Source organism: Microbispora triticiradicis (assembly GCF_005864065.1).
GTDB lineage: Bacteria > Actinomycetota > Actinomycetes > Streptosporangiales > Streptosporangiaceae > Microbispora > Microbispora triticiradicis.
In genome coordinates, this window is the sequence record NZ_VANP01000005.1 from 317,385 (window position 1) to 330,702 (window position 13,318).

Genomic DNA, 13,318 nt, shown 5'->3' on the forward strand with positions numbered 1-13,318 from the left:
GCGCGTCAGGATGCCGGGAGGATGTTCTGGTTCAGATGGAACACGTTGGCCGGGTCGTACGCGGTCTTCACCGCGGTCAGCCGGGCCAGCTTCGCGGCCGGATACGCCCGCCGCACGCCGGGCTGCCCATCGGCCAGCTCGTCGGCCGTCAACGAGTTGACGTACACCCCACTCGCGTACGGCTCGAGCGACGCGCCGGCGGCGCGGGCGGCACCCATCCTGGCGTCGTCCTCGGCCGGGTCGCTCCAGCGACAGCCGGCCCCGAACTCGAACATCGTGCCGCGGTGACCGAACGCCGCGTCCGCTTCCGGAACGTCGGCGATCGCGCCGCCGTGCGCCTGCAGGCCGACGCCCGGCAGGTCCTGGCTCGCGCTCAGGTCGGCGGCTCCGCGCAGCAGGAACGCCTCGATCGCCGCGGTGGGAAAGCTCCGCAGGTAGTGCGCCTTGGAATAGCGGCGGTAGGCGTGGCCGCCGATGGAGTCGTCACGCCGCTGAAGTTCGAGGTACGACGGTGTGGTGACCCGAGAGGCGACGGGACGTCCGAGCGCCCGCATCGCGGGGAGCAGCCGGCGGCCCTCGTCCGGGTCGCCGACCCACACGAACCCCAGCGTGGCGATCGGGCCGGCGGGACCGCTGCCGACATCGGCGGTGAACGTCGCCTGCCGGGGCGCGACGGCGTTCAGGTCGCGCCAGCCCTCGATGACCGGGACGGCGTCCTCGGCGCGGAAGTCGAACTCGGCGACCAGCGTCCGCGTACCGACGCGATGCAACTGGAACTCGAACTCGGTGACGACGCCGAAGTTGCCGCCACCGCCGCGCAGGCCCCAGAACAGGTCGGGGTTTTCGCTGCGGCTCGCGGTCACCACGTCCCCCTCGGCGGTGACCATCGTGTAGGAGACGACGTTGTCGCAGGCCAGGCCGTACTGGCGGGCCAGCCAGCCCATGCCGCCGCCGAGCGTCAGCCCGCCGACGCCGGTGTGCGAGACGTTGCCCGCGGTGGTCGCCAGGCCGTACGCCTGGGACGCCCGGTCCAGCGCGCCGAGCAGCGCGCCACCCTGCACCCGGGCCCGGCGACGGACCGGGTCGATCCGCACGCCCCCCATGAGCGTCAGGTCGATCATGAGACCACCGTCGGGCACGGCGAAGCCGGCGACGTTGTGGCCGCCGCAGCGCACGCCGATCTCCAGGTCCAGTTCCCGGGCCAGGCGCACGGCGGCGACCACGTCGGGGACGCCCGCCGCGCGGACGATCATGCGTGGACGCCGGTCGACCATGGCGTTCCACACGGTACGGGCGGTGTCGTAACCGGCGTCGCCAGGCGTGAGGAGCCGGCCGTCGAAGCGGGTCGCTGTCGTTGTCATGCCACTCAGGCTGACAGGAATCGGTACCCTCGATAAGGTCCGATTCCGCAGGCGTATGGAGGACCAATTCGGACGACGCCCGGCAGGCCGATCGCCGGCGCCCGTCACCGAGCAAGCACGGTCGGATTCCTCGTCAGCCGGTCCCGAAGATCCACATGCAGGTCTGCGACACCTTGGCTGTCGTCTCGACTCCATATTCTGGATCGCCCTGGAACCACTGGTACTGGTCGGATGCCGCAGCGTTCGTCGGGAAATGCAGATATTTGTTGCTGCTGGTCAGCAGTACCGCGCCGCATCCGTCCGCGTCGTCCAGGGCTGTGATGGCGCTGGACATCTCCGGATTGATTTTCTGTACGGCCTCGTAGTAACTCGTTCCCGACCGGAACACGGCGATGTAGTGCGTATAGCTGCAATGCGCGTAGTATCTGTTGCTCCCGATTTTGCCGCTGGTGCATACGGGTGCATCCGGCGACGTGTTGTTCGTGTACCCGTCGACGAGGGCGTTGGCCGGAGCAGCCGACGCCAGGAGTGCTGTAATCGCCGCGACAAAAACCAGAGCGGAGGCGCGGGTCGTCTTTCTCATGAGCAGAACGTAAGGCGATGGGGATGCGACTTCCTTGCATGATCCTTGCACGCGGCTTACATCGGCGCCACCTCGCTGGTTCGCGGCAGCGGCGTAATCGCGCACGGTGCTCGCAGGGCCGCGGAGGCGTCGTCGGTGGCGCGTTCACACATCCCGTCCCATGGCGGCCGTGGCTGCGGGGATGTTGACGTAGTCGCGCAGGCGGGTGATCTGCCCGTCGCGCACGGTGAGCACAACGAGGTTGGGAAGCACGAAGTCGCCGGTGGTCACGCTGGTCCCGAGGGCTTCCTGCTCAACGATGATCGTCTCTGGGTCGCCGGTGTCGTGGATGGCAAGGGTGCGGTAACGCTCGTACTTCAGCCGGTGATCCTTCCACCCGGCGGTTATCCAGTTCACGATTTCGTCCCTGCCCGCGAGCCGGGACGGCAGGCCGGGGAGTGTGAACGGGAACTCATGGGACGCGTCGAGGGCGTAGACGCGCCTCAGTTCATCGGCGGACTGGCCGATGGCGGCTTGGCGGTAACGCTCCAGAACCTCACGCGGACCGGCCAGTCGCCCGCCGAGTGCCGCCCGCCTGGCGGTCACCCTGCGGTAGCTGATCTTCCAGCCGTCGGGCCGGCGCGTGACGATGTCGTCGTAGACGACACTGCCGGCCGTTCCGTCGGCCTTGATGCCGATTCCCTTGGACTGGACCCGCGCCGAGCGGTCGTCGATCTGAGTGATCACGATATTGGTGACGTGATGGCCGACCGGGTTGGCGTTGCCCAACGCGAGCGCGGCCTCACGGATGGCCGCGGTCCCGTGCAACGAGCCGAGGCCGAAGTCGTCCAGGTCATAGGTGACATCCGGGGTCAACAGCTCGCTCGCCTGGTCCAGCCTGCCGGCGTCCGTGAGGTGGCCGTGGAGATTGATCAGGTCGGTGATGTCGATGCGGTCCTGCTCCGTCAGCGCCATTGGGGGTGGCCCTCCATGCTCTGGCTGATCCATACCAGTAAAGTGAGGCATGGTCCGGTTCGATGCGGTCACGGTAACGGACCATGTCCCCGGTTATCAAGGAGAGGTGCGCGCATGGTGTCGGCAGGCCACGACCCACGGCCGGCCGCCGGGCGTCCGAGACGTGCGGACGCCCGGCGGAACTACGAGCAGCTGATCGAGCAGGCGAAAATCGCGTTCGCCGAGTTCGGCGTGGACGCCTCACTGGACGAGATCGCTCGGCGGGCAGGGGTGGCCAGCGGGACGCTGTACCGGCATTTCCCCAAGCGGCTGGATCTCATCGAGGCGGTGCTCTCCGAGCAGATAGCCCAACTGGTCGACCTTGGCCACCGGCTGCTGACGGCCGAGGACGAATTCGACGCGCTGTCCACCTGGATGCGTGCCGTGCTCAGGCATGGCCTGACCTATCGGGGCCTGTCGGCAGCCGTGATGGACTCGGCCCTCAATCACGAGGATGGCCCGGTATCGACCTGGCACACGCAGCTGTTCGAGGTGGGAGCGGCGTTGCTGGCGAGGGCGCGGCAGACAGGCGTGATCGTCTCCGACACGAACGACGCGGACGTGATGAAGATGATCGGCGCTATCGCCTGGGCCGCCCAGGACGCCCCTGACAGCTCAGCTCAGGCCGACCGCCTGTTCGCCCTCCTCATGAACGGACTCCGCCACGGCGGCGCCCACCGATGACCAGGCCGTGCGAGCCGTGGCAGCAGACGCCGGAGAAGCTCACCCGCCTGCCGAGCGGCTGACCGGTCAGGACGTTGGACCGGACCGCGCGGCAGGACCATGGATGATCTGTTCCAGGCAGTCGCGGAACAGATCGTCGACGGTGCGGCCGGGTTGGAAGTACTCGGCCACACCGGCCATCACGGTGGGGTAGGCCGCGGCGTACGCGGCCATGTCGAAGCCGTCCAGGGCTTCCGCGTCGGGGCGGCCCGCCTGTTCCTCCAGGACGTAGCCGACGGTGAAGCGCAACACCGTCAACACGATCAGGCGCGCCTGCCGCAGGGGAATGCCCCGCCCGACCAGCGTGCTCATCGCCAGCTCGGAGATGTCGGCCATCTTGAGGGACAGTTGGGAGGCCGCGATGATGCGGGCTCCGTCCGGGTGGGCCAGCAGCGCGCGCCGCAGCCGCCCGGCCAGGCCGATCAGCCAGTCCTGCCAGCACTCGTCCGGCGCGGGCGGCGCCGGCTCGGGGAACTGCTGCTCGAGAATCGCCTCGGCGATCGCGGTGACCAGCGCCGCCTTGTTCGAGAAGTGCCAGTAAAGGGTCGGCGACTGTACGCCGAGCCGGGCGGCCAGTTTGCGCGTGGTCACGCCGTCGAGACCCTCGGCGTCCAGTAGCGCGACGGCCTCGGTGACGATCCGCTGCTTGTCCAGAGCCAATCCCGGCACCTCCCTTCCGCACCCTATCAGTGGTAGATTTCTCTATCGGTGATAGAGACTTCAGCGCCAGAGGAGGCGACGATGAGACACCGGCACTCGCTCCGCGACCTGCTGCACTGGGCGACCCATCGCATTCCGGGGATTCCCGCGCACACCGAGCAGCCGGCCGGGCACCAGGGCCAGGCCCGCCACGGCCATGGGTGGCGGCACTCGCCCACGCACCACCGTTCGCACCACCGTTCGCACCGCCGTTCGCACCGCCACGGGTTCAACCACTCTCCGGCCCGTCCGCCTCGCGTCCTGGCGGCGTGGCAGACACGGATCGCCCGCTTGTCAGGCCAGGAGCCGACATGAAGGCAGCGGTGCTCCACGAGGCCGGCGGCATCCCGCGCTACGAGGACTTCCCCGATCCGGTGGCCGGCGACGGCGAAGTGATCATCGACGTCAAGGCGGTCGCCGTGGAGAACGTCGACAAGGCGATCGCGGCCGGCACGCACTACGCCAGCGAGAAGTACATCGGCCGGTTTCCGGCGATCCCCGGCTTCGACGGCATCGGCGCCCTCCCGGACGGCACGCTCGTCGGGTTCGGCGGCATCCGCCTGCCCTACGGCGCACTCGCCCAGAAGGCCGTGGTGTCCCAGGGCTCCTACGTGCGGATCCCCGACGGCATCGACCCGGCCGTGGTGGCCGTGATGGCCTCGGCCGTCACCGCGATGTCGATGAGAACGGCCGCCGGGTTCGTTCCCGGGGAGACGGTGCTGGTGCAGGGCGCCACCGGGGTGGCCGGGCGGCTCGCGGTCAAGGTGGCCCGGCTGCTGGGCGCCGGCCGGATCGTCGCCACCGGCCGGGACGACGACCAGTTGCGCGAGGTGCAGGCCATCGGAGCCGACGCGGTGATCAACACCGCGGTCTCCGACGAGGCTCTGGCGCAGGCGTACCTCGACACTAGGGGGGACGGCTACGACGTCGTCGTGGACTACCTGTGGGGCAGGCCCAGCGAGATCCTGTTGCGCGCACTGGTGCCGCGGTCGTTCGCGTTCGCCAAGCCGACCCGGGTGGTCCAGATCGGCGAGTCGGCCGGAGCCGAGCTCGCCCTCGCCGGGTCGAGCCTGCGCACCTCCGGCGTGGAGATCTACGGCGCGGCCAAGGGGCTCGACCCGCAGACCATGGACGAGGCGTACCAGCAGATCGTGACATGGACGCGGGCCGGCGAGCTCACCTTCGACGTGGAGCAGGTCCCGCTCAGCGACATCGAGACCGCCTGGCAGCGAACCGACCTCAAAGGCAGGCGTCTCGTAGTGATGCCATGACCGGCCCGCCCACCACACCAGCGGTGATCACCGGGAAGCGTTCCGTCGCCGTCCCCGCCCACGACGCCCGCGGCGTCAGCGTGCCACTGCCGTACGGCATCCGCATGACCCCCGAGGCGATCAACCTGGTCGTCAAAAATGCCGCCCGAGTCGCCGACCACCCACACTCAAACCGCTACTCCGTCCACGGCCTGTGCGCCGGCGGAGCCACAGACGCCGCCGACGCCGGCGCGACCATGTCCGGCATCTGCCAGCACGGCCGCTGGTCGGAGAGGTCCCCGGTTGTCATGCAGTACATCCGCCACCGTGACAAGTGGAGGAGCAACCCGAAGCTGCGCGTGGGCCTATGAGCAGGGTGGCCGGCCGTACGGGTTGCCTAGACCCCCTTGGCGTGGCAGGTAGACAACCTCCGGCACCTGCGCACTCTTGTAGACATTACTCGGCGATTTCAGGCTCACCGCAACGAAGTCTTTCGCGCATCACTCTCCGATACTCCGTTGGATCCGGATCATAGAGGATGCAATTGGCACGCCAGGACTGGAGTCCATTCTCAATCTCACGGAGAGACCGAATGTGATCCCCCTCTCCTCCATGGCGCACCAAAGCGGGATTCGTGCAGCCGCTGAATTGCATTGCGGATCATAGGATCCCGATTCCTATGATCCTGGTCCGTGACCCAGGGAATTTTAAAGTCGCCCGTCTGGGGTGACCGCCACCTGTTGCCTGGATACTTAGCGTAATGCCGAAACGAAGACGACCTTCTCCGTGATCACGGGAGTTTCCACGCTTCCAAACCGCGGGCCGATATGACGTAACGTTTCCGGGTCGCTCCGCGCCCGCACGAACTTGCCACTGCCTCCTGCCTGCCCGGCATCAAGGCCCCGCCCGCGCGGAGTTCACCCCAGCTTTCAGGCTGTTGCTGATGAGCGTTCCGCAACGAGAACGGCCAGACCAGCGATCAGCCGTTCCAGCCCGAAGGCGTAGGCGTGTTCGGGGTTGTGGGCTGACTGATAGGCCTGTCCGGCAGCTTGGCCGACCCGCGATGCGATCGGGAACGCGGATGGGTCGAAGACCTCGGACAGTGCGGGCTCGACGGTCTTCCACCACTGCTCGTCGGTGAGGCCGGTGCGGCGCACTGTTCGGTCCGCTTCGATCCTTTGCCGGGCGACCCCTTCAACGTGGGTGTGGACCAGCGTGATCACCGCGTCCATCTCCACGTCGGTCAGGCCGATTCCGTCTACCGTGCGGAGCTCGCGCTCGTACTTGGCAATGGTGTTTGGTCCCAGCGGCGGTCGGCCGGTGAAGATCTGCAGTACCCAGGGGTGACGCAGATAGAGCTCCCAGTTCACCCGCGCCATCTGACGCAGCCCGTCCTCCCAGCTGTCAGCGTCCCCGGGCGCCCCGAGTTCGTGTACGGCCTCCGCGTACACCGTGTCGAGCATGATCTCCAGCAGCTCGTCGCGTGAGGCGATGTAGGTGTAGAGCGACATGGTCCCCACTCCGAGCGCCTCTGCCACGCGCCGCATCGACAACGACTCGAGGTCTTGATCGTGGTCGGCCAGCTCGATCGCGGCGGCCGCCACCTGCACTGTGGTCAGCGTGTGCTTCGGGCCCCGCCGGGGGGGCTGGCGGGTGCCCCACAGGGCTGCGATGGTGCGCGCGGGGTCTCCTGCGCCTGGGGTCTCAGTCGCCATGGAGCAAGGATAGATTCATTTACTTGGTATGGCGTACGAAGTTGCCCTACCATACTCCGTATGGCATACGAAGAATTTGCCGGGAGAGCCGGCCCGTTGAGCGAGCCGGCGATCGAGGCCATCGACGTGCGGAAGCGCTACAAGGACAAGACGGCCCTCGACGGCTTCTGCCTGCGGGTCAGGACCGGGACCGTGTGCGCCCTGCTGGGACCGAACGGTGCTGGAAAGACAACCGCCGTGCGGATCCTCACCACCCTGCTGCGACCCGACGCCGGTCAGGTCCACGTCGCGGGATGCGATGTCCGCGCCGATCCCCGGGCGGCTCGCCACCGGATCGGCCTTGTCGGACAGAACGCCTCGGTCGACGAGATCCTCACCGGCCGGCAGAACCTGATCATGTTCGGCAAGCTCTGCCACCTGCCCACCCCGGCCGCCCGACGACGGGCGGACGAACTGCTCGAGCAGTTCGACCTGACCGAAGCCGCCGACAGATCGGTCGCCGGCTACTCCGGCGGCATGCGACGCCGGCTCGACCTGGCCGCCGGCCTCATCCTGTCCCCGCAGGTCCTGTTCTTGGACGAGCCCACCACCGGGCTGGACCCGCGGGCTCGCATGGACGTGTGGAGCACGATCAAGTCCATCGTCGGGACAGGAACGACCGCGCTGCTCACCACCCAGTACCTGGAGGAGGCCGACCAACTCGCCGATCAGATAGCCCTCATCGACGCCGGCCGCGTCGTCGCCGAGGGCACCCCTGGCGAGCTCAAGGCACAAGTCGGGCCGGACCGGGTCGAGACCGTCGTCCGCAAGCCCACCCTTGACGAGGTCTTCCTGCACCTCACCGGACAGCCCACTACCACCCAGCAGATCCAGGAGCAGGCAGAATGACCACGCCGAGCACCCGTCACCCCCGGCCGCATGCCGACGTCTTGCGTGACACCGCCACGCTGACCGGCCGGATCCTCCGGCACTGGCGTGGGCGGCCCGTCTCGATCCTCCTCGGGCTGCTCTTCCCGGTCCTGATGGTGGTGATGTTCGGCTACATCTTCGGCGGGGCGATGGCCGCCCCCGGCGGGAAGTACATGGACTTCCTCATCCCCGGCATGCTCGCCATGACCATGCTGTTCGGCCTTGAGTCCATGGTCGTGTCCGTGACCAACGACACCGCCAAGGGCATCACCGAACGCATCCGCTCGATGCCGATCACCACGACCGCCGTGCTCGCCGGCCGCAGCGCCGCCGACATCCTCAACTCCGTCGTCGGCCTAGCCATCATGATCGCTACCGGCCTTCTTGTGGGCTGGGCTCCCAACCGGAGCCTCCTGCAGGCCCTTGCCTCCGTGGGGCTGCTTCTGTGGCTGCGCTTCGCGTTCACCTGGGTCGGTATCTACCTCGGGCTCCTGCTGAAGACTCCGGAGTCGGCCGTCGCCGTGCAGGTCCTGGTCTGGCCGGTCGGGTTTCTCTCCAGCGCGTTCGTCTCACCCGACACGATGCCGGCCTGGCTTGACGCGATCGCGACCTGGAACCCTCTGTCCGCCACCGCCACCGCAATCCGGGAGCTGTTCGGCAACCCGAGTTGGAGCGCGGGCGGCTGGGCCAATCAGCACTCGATCATGCTCGCCTTGGCCTGGCCGGCTGTGCTCACGGTGATCTTCCTGCCCCTCGCCGTGCGGCAATATCGCGCCCTCGCCGCATGATCTGGGCGGCGACTCAACGGTGAGAGCGTCCAGCGTGTGACCAGTACCCACCGACGCGGACCGGGGCGACTTCAAGGTCGCCCGTCTGGTGATCGTCGCCCGATATCCGGATCGACAGCGACTACCTATGGTGACGCTGAACAGAGATGACCTTCTATTCGTGATCACGGAGTTTCCACGCTGCCAAGATCGCCACAAGAAGGTCATCGGTGCCAGTCTCGCATGCCCCATCGCCGTTGCTGGAGATGCTGGCGGGCATCACCGATCCGCGTGACCGGCGGGGGATCCGGCATCCGCTGCCGGCGGTATTGGGAGTCGCGGTGGTGGCGACGCTGGCCGAGGCGGCCAACTACCGGGAGCTTGGGTCGGTCGCGGCCGATCTGCCGCAGCGGCTGCTGCACATACTGGGAGCCCGCTGGAATCAGGCCCGCCATCGGCTGGCGGCACCGAGCGCGGGAACGCTGCGGCGGGTGCTGATCGGGCTGGACGCCGACGAGCTGGACACGGCCGTGGGGTCATGAACTGGGGCATTGAGAACCTCACCACCGGCCCCGCGTCGACGCCGGGCAGGCCCATGCCCGGCGAGATGACGAGCCGCCGCGGCGGCGTGGTGGTCACCTGGGGCAAGGACAGGACCGGCTCCCGCATCGCCCCGGTCCAACCGGCGTCCACAGCGTGATCTTCGCAGGTCGTTTACGGCCTGATATGTCCAGGCTCGGGTAGGTTGATCGCGTGCCGTACACGACGATCCGCCTCCGGGACACCGCGAACGGCCTCCGGGACGGGTTCGCCCGCATCCGCAGTGACTTCCACCTCCCGGACGGCTTCCCCGAACCTGTGCAGGAGGAGGCCGAACGGGTCGCGAAGGCTCCGGCCGTACCCGCCGAGGACCGTACCGGCCTGCCGCTGGTGACGATCGACCCGCCCGGGTCGATGGACCTCGACCAGGCGCTGTGCATCGAGCGGCGCGGGCCGGGCTACCGCGTCTGGTACGCGATCGCCGACGTCGGGGCGTTCGTCCGGCCGGAGGGGGCGATCGACGGCGAGGCGCGGAGCCGCGGCGAGACCGTCTACATGGCCGACGGCCGGGTGCCGCTGCATCCCCCGGTCCTGTCGGAGGGCGCGGCCAGCCTGCTCCCCGGGCAGACCCGTCCCGCCGTGCTGTGGCGGCTCGACCTCGACGCGGCAGGCGAGATCGAGGCCGTCGACCTGCGCAGGGCGCTGGTCCGCAGCCGCGATCGGCTCGACTACGAGACGGTCCAGGCCGCCGTGGACGCCGGGCGGGCTGAGGGCACGCTCGCCCTGCTCGCCGAGGTGGGGCCGCTGCGCCTGGAACGGGAGCGGGCCAGGGGCGGGCTGTCGCTGCCGACTCCCGACCAGGAGGTGGTCGCCGACGGCGACGGCGGCTACCGGCTGGAGTTCCGCGGCAACCAGCCCTGCGAGGCGTGGAACGCGCAGATCTCCCTGCTCACCGGCATCGCCGCCGCGCAGATCATGCTGGAGGCGGGCATCGGTGTGCTGCGGGTGCTCCCCCAGGCCGGCCCCGAGGACGTCGTCAAGGTCCGCCGGGTGGCCGCCGCGCTCGGGGTGCCCTGGCCGGACGGCGCGACGTACGCCGACGTCGTGCACGGCCTCGATCCCGCGCTCCCCGGGCACGCCGCGTTCCTGCACGAGTCGACCGTGCTGCTGCGCGGCGCGGCCTACACCGCCTTCGACGGCAGCCCGCCCGAGCAGTCGCTGCACGCCGCCGTCGGCGCGCCGTACGCGCACGTGACGGCGCCGCTGCGGCGGCTCGTCGACCGGTACGGCACGGAGGTCTGCCTGGCGGCGACGGCGGGCCTGCCGGTCCCCGAGGATGTCGCGCGGGCGCTGCCCGACCTGCCCGGGCGGATGGCCGAGGGCGGCAGACGGGCCGCGGCGGTCGAGCGGGCCTGCGTCGACCTCGTCGAGGCGGCCGTGCTGCGGCCCCGGATCGGCCAGGTCTTCGAGGCGGTCGTCATCGACGTCGCCGACGGCAAAGCGGGCGGGCAGGTCCAGGTGGCCGACCCGGCCGTCATCGCGCGCTGCGACGGCGACCGGCTTCCGCTCGGCGAGCGCATCCCCGTACGGCTCAACCGCGCCGACCCCGCCACCCGAGAGGTCCGCTTCACCGCTGCCTGACCGGAGGCGGGGGTAATCCGGCGATTCGCCGCCTGCGAGGGGCGGCCGTCGTTATCCTGCCGACGCAGGCCACCGGCGGAGGGGACATGACGACGGACGGCTCCGCGCCCGAAGCGGGCCGCGGCCCCCGCCCCTGGGGCGAATACGCGCTCATGGTCGCCGGTCTCGCGGTCCTGTGGGGCGTCACCCAGTGGCTGAAGGAGAACTGCGAGCCGCCGGACACCGTGTGGGCGGCCGGGATCGCCGCCACCGCGCGGTTCTTCGCCGCCGATCCCCTGCGGGCTCTCGGGTACGCGGCCGAGGGCCTCCGGATGACCGCCGCGCCGGCCCTGCTGTACGTCTGCCAGGACCTGCGGGCCAGCCGGCCGCTGCGGCAGTACCTCGCGCTGTCCCTGACGCTGCTCGGCCTGGCGCTGCTCACCATGGTGTGCGGCGTGCTGATCCAGCCGGCCTCCGCCTTCTCCTACCTCTTCACGGGCCTGTTGCTCGGCACCGGCCTGACCGGCGCCGCGGCGCTCGTCCACGTGGGGTTCGCGTGGTACGCGGACCGGAAGGCGGGCCGCTGAGGACGGACCGGAAGCCGCCGCCGTGGCATACGCCCGCCGGCCCCGGTCCGTCCCCCGGCAAAGGCCGCGAGTGCGGCGCGGGACCGGCCGCGTCAGGCCTCACGGGCGAGGGGATCGGCCCCGTCACCCGCTGGGCGCGCCGCCCGTCGTCCCAGGATCGCCAGGATCGCCGTCAGCGCCAGAACCTTCAGCAGGGCGGTCAGCCACCCGTTCGCCGATGCCGTCGTGGAGGTTGACCACGTCAGCTGGACCACGAACGGGATGGCGAGCACTGCTACGGCGCGGCGGCCGGCCGGCCGGCGAAGCGCCAGGCCCGCTGCGATGACCGCCAGGACGAGCAGTGACCCGCCGTCGGACAGGACGCCGGAGACGATCACCGACACCACAGGTGGGACCGGAGCCGCGGAGGACCAGACCGGCAGCAGCACGACGACGGCCATGAGGCTCCACGCCACGACGCGCCGGGCGCCGAGGAGGACGAGAGCGGTCCTGGGGGTGCGGGACAGGGTCAGTGCCACCGCCGCGGCGACCGCCAGGTAGAGCGAGCTGTCGCTCCAGGGCCAGGCGGTGAGGGCGTGCGCTCCGCTGTACGGCACCTGGATGGTCGCCCAGTTCCACGCGATAGTCGCCGCGGCCCACCACGACGCCGCGGCGGCCACCATGCGGACGTTCATCGCGGCCGCACCGAGAGCCACGGCGGCGGGCAGCACCGGCGTCACGGTCGTCACGAGCGGCAGCAGCACCTCCGGGGCCTGCGGCGGAGACATGACCAGCCCGTACGCGAGTCGCGTCAGCGGGCGGAGCAGCACCAGCAGGGCGCCCACGACCCCCGCGACCGCGAGAGCGTCCTGCCAAGGGCTTCCCGAGACGCGGCGCACGGCCCGCCGGGCGTGCAGGCGGAGCGCACCGAGCAGGAGATCGGCGGACTCCCAGGGCCCGGGGCGGGAGCAGCCGGAGTCCGCCCCCGCGAGCAGCACTCCGATCATCTCCTCCTCGTGGACCACCCGGTGATCCCGCGGATACCAGGCCAGCAACCGCCTGTATCGCCTTTCCAGCCCGTTCATGCCACCCCCTCGCCTCGCGAGCCCAGGACTCGCCGCAGCCCCACGCGGTGATCATCGATCGTGCCGGGCGCGCCGGCTCGCGCGCTCATGCCAACCCTCCAGCCAGACCGGGAAGGTCAGGAAGCCCGGACAACCGGGACATCGCGGCCTCGCTGTGCCTGCGCATCCGCTCGGCCTCGGCAGCCAGGCGCCGAGCGCCCTGCCCGGTGATGCGGTAGTAGCGACGTGCCCTGCCGTCGACGATCTCCTCCCGGTCGGCCTCGACCAGGCCTTCCTCGCCAAGCCGGTCCAGGGCCGCGTACAGGGTGCCCGCGCGCAGCCGGCTACGGCCGTCCGAGATGCGCTGGACATCGGTGATGATGCCGTATCCATGCTGGGGCCCGGCCGCGAGCGCGGTCAGGATCAGGAACGTCGGCTCCTGCATCGATCTGCTGCTCATGTCATCAGCATATACCGATGATCAGACTATTGGCCCCGCCGTTCCTCCGTACGGCTCACCCTGTACGG

Annotated in this window: 16 protein-coding genes; 9 read left to right on the plus strand and 7 right to left on the minus strand. The window is 69.7% G+C overall.

Annotated features, from left to right (window positions below; all coding sequences use genetic code 11):
• Nucleotides 1-5 precede the first annotated feature (5 nt).
• From FED44_RS15555 to FED44_RS15565, 3 genes are all read right to left on the minus strand, one after another.
• Nucleotides 6-1,361: an FAD-binding oxidoreductase gene (locus tag FED44_RS15555; RefSeq protein ID WP_138461111.1), complete on the minus strand. Its 1,356-nt coding sequence runs from the start codon at nt 1,359-1,361 to the stop codon at nt 6-8.
• A 133-nt stretch (nt 1,362-1,494) separates the two neighbouring features.
• Nucleotides 1,495-1,944, minus strand: a complete 450-nt coding sequence (locus FED44_RS15560) for a hypothetical protein (RefSeq protein WP_138461112.1) — start codon at nt 1,942-1,944, stop codon at nt 1,495-1,497.
• 144 nt (nt 1,945-2,088) lie between these two features.
• Nucleotides 2,089-2,898 (minus strand): nuclear transport factor 2 family protein, encoded by an 810-nt coding sequence (locus FED44_RS15565; RefSeq protein WP_138461113.1) that lies wholly within the window; start codon nt 2,896-2,898, stop codon nt 2,089-2,091.
• A gap of 114 nt (nt 2,899-3,012) precedes the next feature.
• On the opposite strand from FED44_RS15565, the gene FED44_RS15570 reads away from it, so the two are divergent.
• Nucleotides 3,013-3,621, plus strand: coding sequence for a TetR/AcrR family transcriptional regulator (locus FED44_RS15570; protein ID WP_167521486.1), 609 nt, complete (start codon nt 3,013-3,015; stop codon nt 3,619-3,621).
• Nucleotides 3,622-3,687: 66 nt separating this feature from the next.
• Here the strand turns inward: FED44_RS15570 and FED44_RS15575 are convergent, their stop codons facing one another.
• Nucleotides 3,688-4,320 (minus strand): TetR/AcrR family transcriptional regulator C-terminal domain-containing protein, encoded by a 633-nt coding sequence (locus FED44_RS15575; RefSeq protein WP_138461115.1) that lies wholly within the window; start codon nt 4,318-4,320, stop codon nt 3,688-3,690.
• A 350-nt stretch (nt 4,321-4,670) separates the two neighbouring features.
• On the opposite strand from FED44_RS15575, the gene FED44_RS15580 reads away from it, so the two are divergent.
• Together FED44_RS15580 and FED44_RS15585 are read left to right on the plus strand one after the other, a co-directional pair.
• Entirely contained in the window at nt 4,671-5,630 is a 960-nt protein-coding gene (locus tag FED44_RS15580; protein ID WP_138461116.1) for a quinone oxidoreductase family protein, read from the plus strand.
• Nucleotides 5,627-5,980 carry a site-specific integrase gene (locus FED44_RS15585; RefSeq protein ID WP_138461117.1) on the plus strand — a complete coding sequence of 118 codons (354 nt, stop codon included), beginning with the start codon at nt 5,627-5,629 and terminating at the stop codon, nt 5,978-5,980. Before FED44_RS15580 ends, FED44_RS15585 begins: the two co-directional genes overlap by 4 nt.
• 558 nt (nt 5,981-6,538) lie before the next feature.
• Here the strand turns inward: FED44_RS15585 and FED44_RS15590 are convergent.
• Nucleotides 6,539-7,324, minus strand: a complete 786-nt coding sequence (locus tag FED44_RS15590; RefSeq protein WP_138461118.1) for a TetR/AcrR family transcriptional regulator — start codon at nt 7,322-7,324, stop codon at nt 6,539-6,541.
• Nucleotides 7,325-7,384: 60 nt separating this feature from the next.
• Between FED44_RS15590 and FED44_RS15595 the strand changes: the two genes are divergently transcribed.
• The 6 genes from FED44_RS15595 (at nt 7,385) to FED44_RS15615 (ending at nt 11,747) form a co-directional block, all read left to right on the plus strand.
• Entirely contained in the window at nt 7,385-8,212 is an 828-nt protein-coding gene (locus FED44_RS15595) for an ABC transporter ATP-binding protein (protein ID WP_117408314.1), read from the plus strand.
• A complete protein-coding gene (locus tag FED44_RS15600) occupies nt 8,209-9,021 on the plus strand; it encodes an ABC transporter permease (RefSeq protein ID WP_138461119.1) in 813 nt (270 codons plus the stop codon). Before FED44_RS15595 ends, FED44_RS15600 begins: the two co-directional genes overlap by 4 nt.
• Before the next feature lie 209 nt (nt 9,022-9,230).
• A complete protein-coding gene (locus FED44_RS15605; RefSeq protein ID WP_138461120.1) occupies nt 9,231-9,542 on the plus strand; it encodes a transposase family protein in 312 nt (103 codons plus the stop codon).
• On the plus strand, nt 9,539-9,700 hold the full coding sequence (locus tag FED44_RS35805) for a hypothetical protein (protein ID WP_165900787.1): 162 nt from the start codon (nt 9,539-9,541) through the stop codon (nt 9,698-9,700). The genes FED44_RS15605 and FED44_RS35805 overlap by 4 nt, the downstream gene beginning before the upstream one ends.
• Nucleotides 9,701-9,753: 53 nt before the next feature.
• The gene (locus FED44_RS15610) at nt 9,754-11,181 is read left to right on the plus strand and encodes an RNB domain-containing ribonuclease (protein ID WP_244301963.1); all 1,428 of its coding nucleotides are present in this window, start codon (nt 9,754-9,756) and stop codon (nt 11,179-11,181) included.
• Nucleotides 11,182-11,267: 86 nt separating this feature from the next.
• Entirely contained in the window at nt 11,268-11,747 is a 480-nt protein-coding gene (locus FED44_RS15615; RefSeq protein ID WP_138461121.1) for a hypothetical protein, read from the plus strand.
• Between the two features lie 92 nt (nt 11,748-11,839).
• On the opposite strand, the gene FED44_RS15620 is transcribed toward FED44_RS15615, so the two are convergent.
• The gene (locus tag FED44_RS15620) at nt 11,840-12,811 is read right to left on the minus strand and encodes a hypothetical protein (RefSeq protein ID WP_138461122.1); all 972 of its coding nucleotides are present in this window, start codon (nt 12,809-12,811) and stop codon (nt 11,840-11,842) included.
• A gap of 85 nt (nt 12,812-12,896) precedes the next feature.
• Nucleotides 12,897-13,250: a PadR family transcriptional regulator gene (locus tag FED44_RS15625; protein ID WP_244301964.1), complete on the minus strand. Its 354-nt coding sequence runs from the start codon at nt 13,248-13,250 to the stop codon at nt 12,897-12,899.
• Nucleotides 13,251-13,318: the final 68 nt, after the last annotated feature.

Coding starts and splice junctions, on each gene's coding strand:
- FED44_RS15555 (WP_138461111.1), bottom strand. CDS start 1,361: ATGACAACGACAGCGACCCGCTTCGACGGCCGGCTCCTCACGCCTGGC.
- FED44_RS15560 (WP_138461112.1), bottom strand. CDS start 1,944: ATGAGAAAGACGACCCGCGCCTCCGCTCTGGTTTTTGTCGCGGCGATT.
- FED44_RS15565 (WP_138461113.1), bottom strand. CDS start 2,898: ATGGCGCTGACGGAGCAGGACCGCATCGACATCACCGACCTGATCAAT.
- FED44_RS15570 (WP_167521486.1), top strand. CDS start 3,013: ATGGTGTCGGCAGGCCACGACCCACGGCCGGCCGCCGGGCGTCCGAGA.
- FED44_RS15580 (WP_138461116.1), top strand. CDS start 4,671: ATGAAGGCAGCGGTGCTCCACGAGGCCGGCGGCATCCCGCGCTACGAG.
- FED44_RS15585 (WP_138461117.1), top strand. CDS start 5,627: ATGACCGGCCCGCCCACCACACCAGCGGTGATCACCGGGAAGCGTTCC.
- FED44_RS15590 (WP_138461118.1), bottom strand. CDS start 7,324: ATGGCGACTGAGACCCCAGGCGCAGGAGACCCCGCGCGCACCATCGCA.
- FED44_RS15595 (WP_117408314.1), top strand. CDS start 7,385: ATGGCATACGAAGAATTTGCCGGGAGAGCCGGCCCGTTGAGCGAGCCG.
- FED44_RS15600 (WP_138461119.1), top strand. CDS start 8,209: ATGACCACGCCGAGCACCCGTCACCCCCGGCCGCATGCCGACGTCTTG.
- FED44_RS35805 (WP_165900787.1), top strand. CDS start 9,539: ATGAACTGGGGCATTGAGAACCTCACCACCGGCCCCGCGTCGACGCCG.
- FED44_RS15615 (WP_138461121.1), top strand. CDS start 11,268: ATGACGACGGACGGCTCCGCGCCCGAAGCGGGCCGCGGCCCCCGCCCC.
- FED44_RS15620 (WP_138461122.1), bottom strand. CDS start 12,811: ATGAACGGGCTGGAAAGGCGATACAGGCGGTTGCTGGCCTGGTATCCG.
- FED44_RS15625 (WP_244301964.1), bottom strand. CDS start 13,250: ATGAGCAGCAGATCGATGCAGGAGCCGACGTTCCTGATCCTGACCGCG.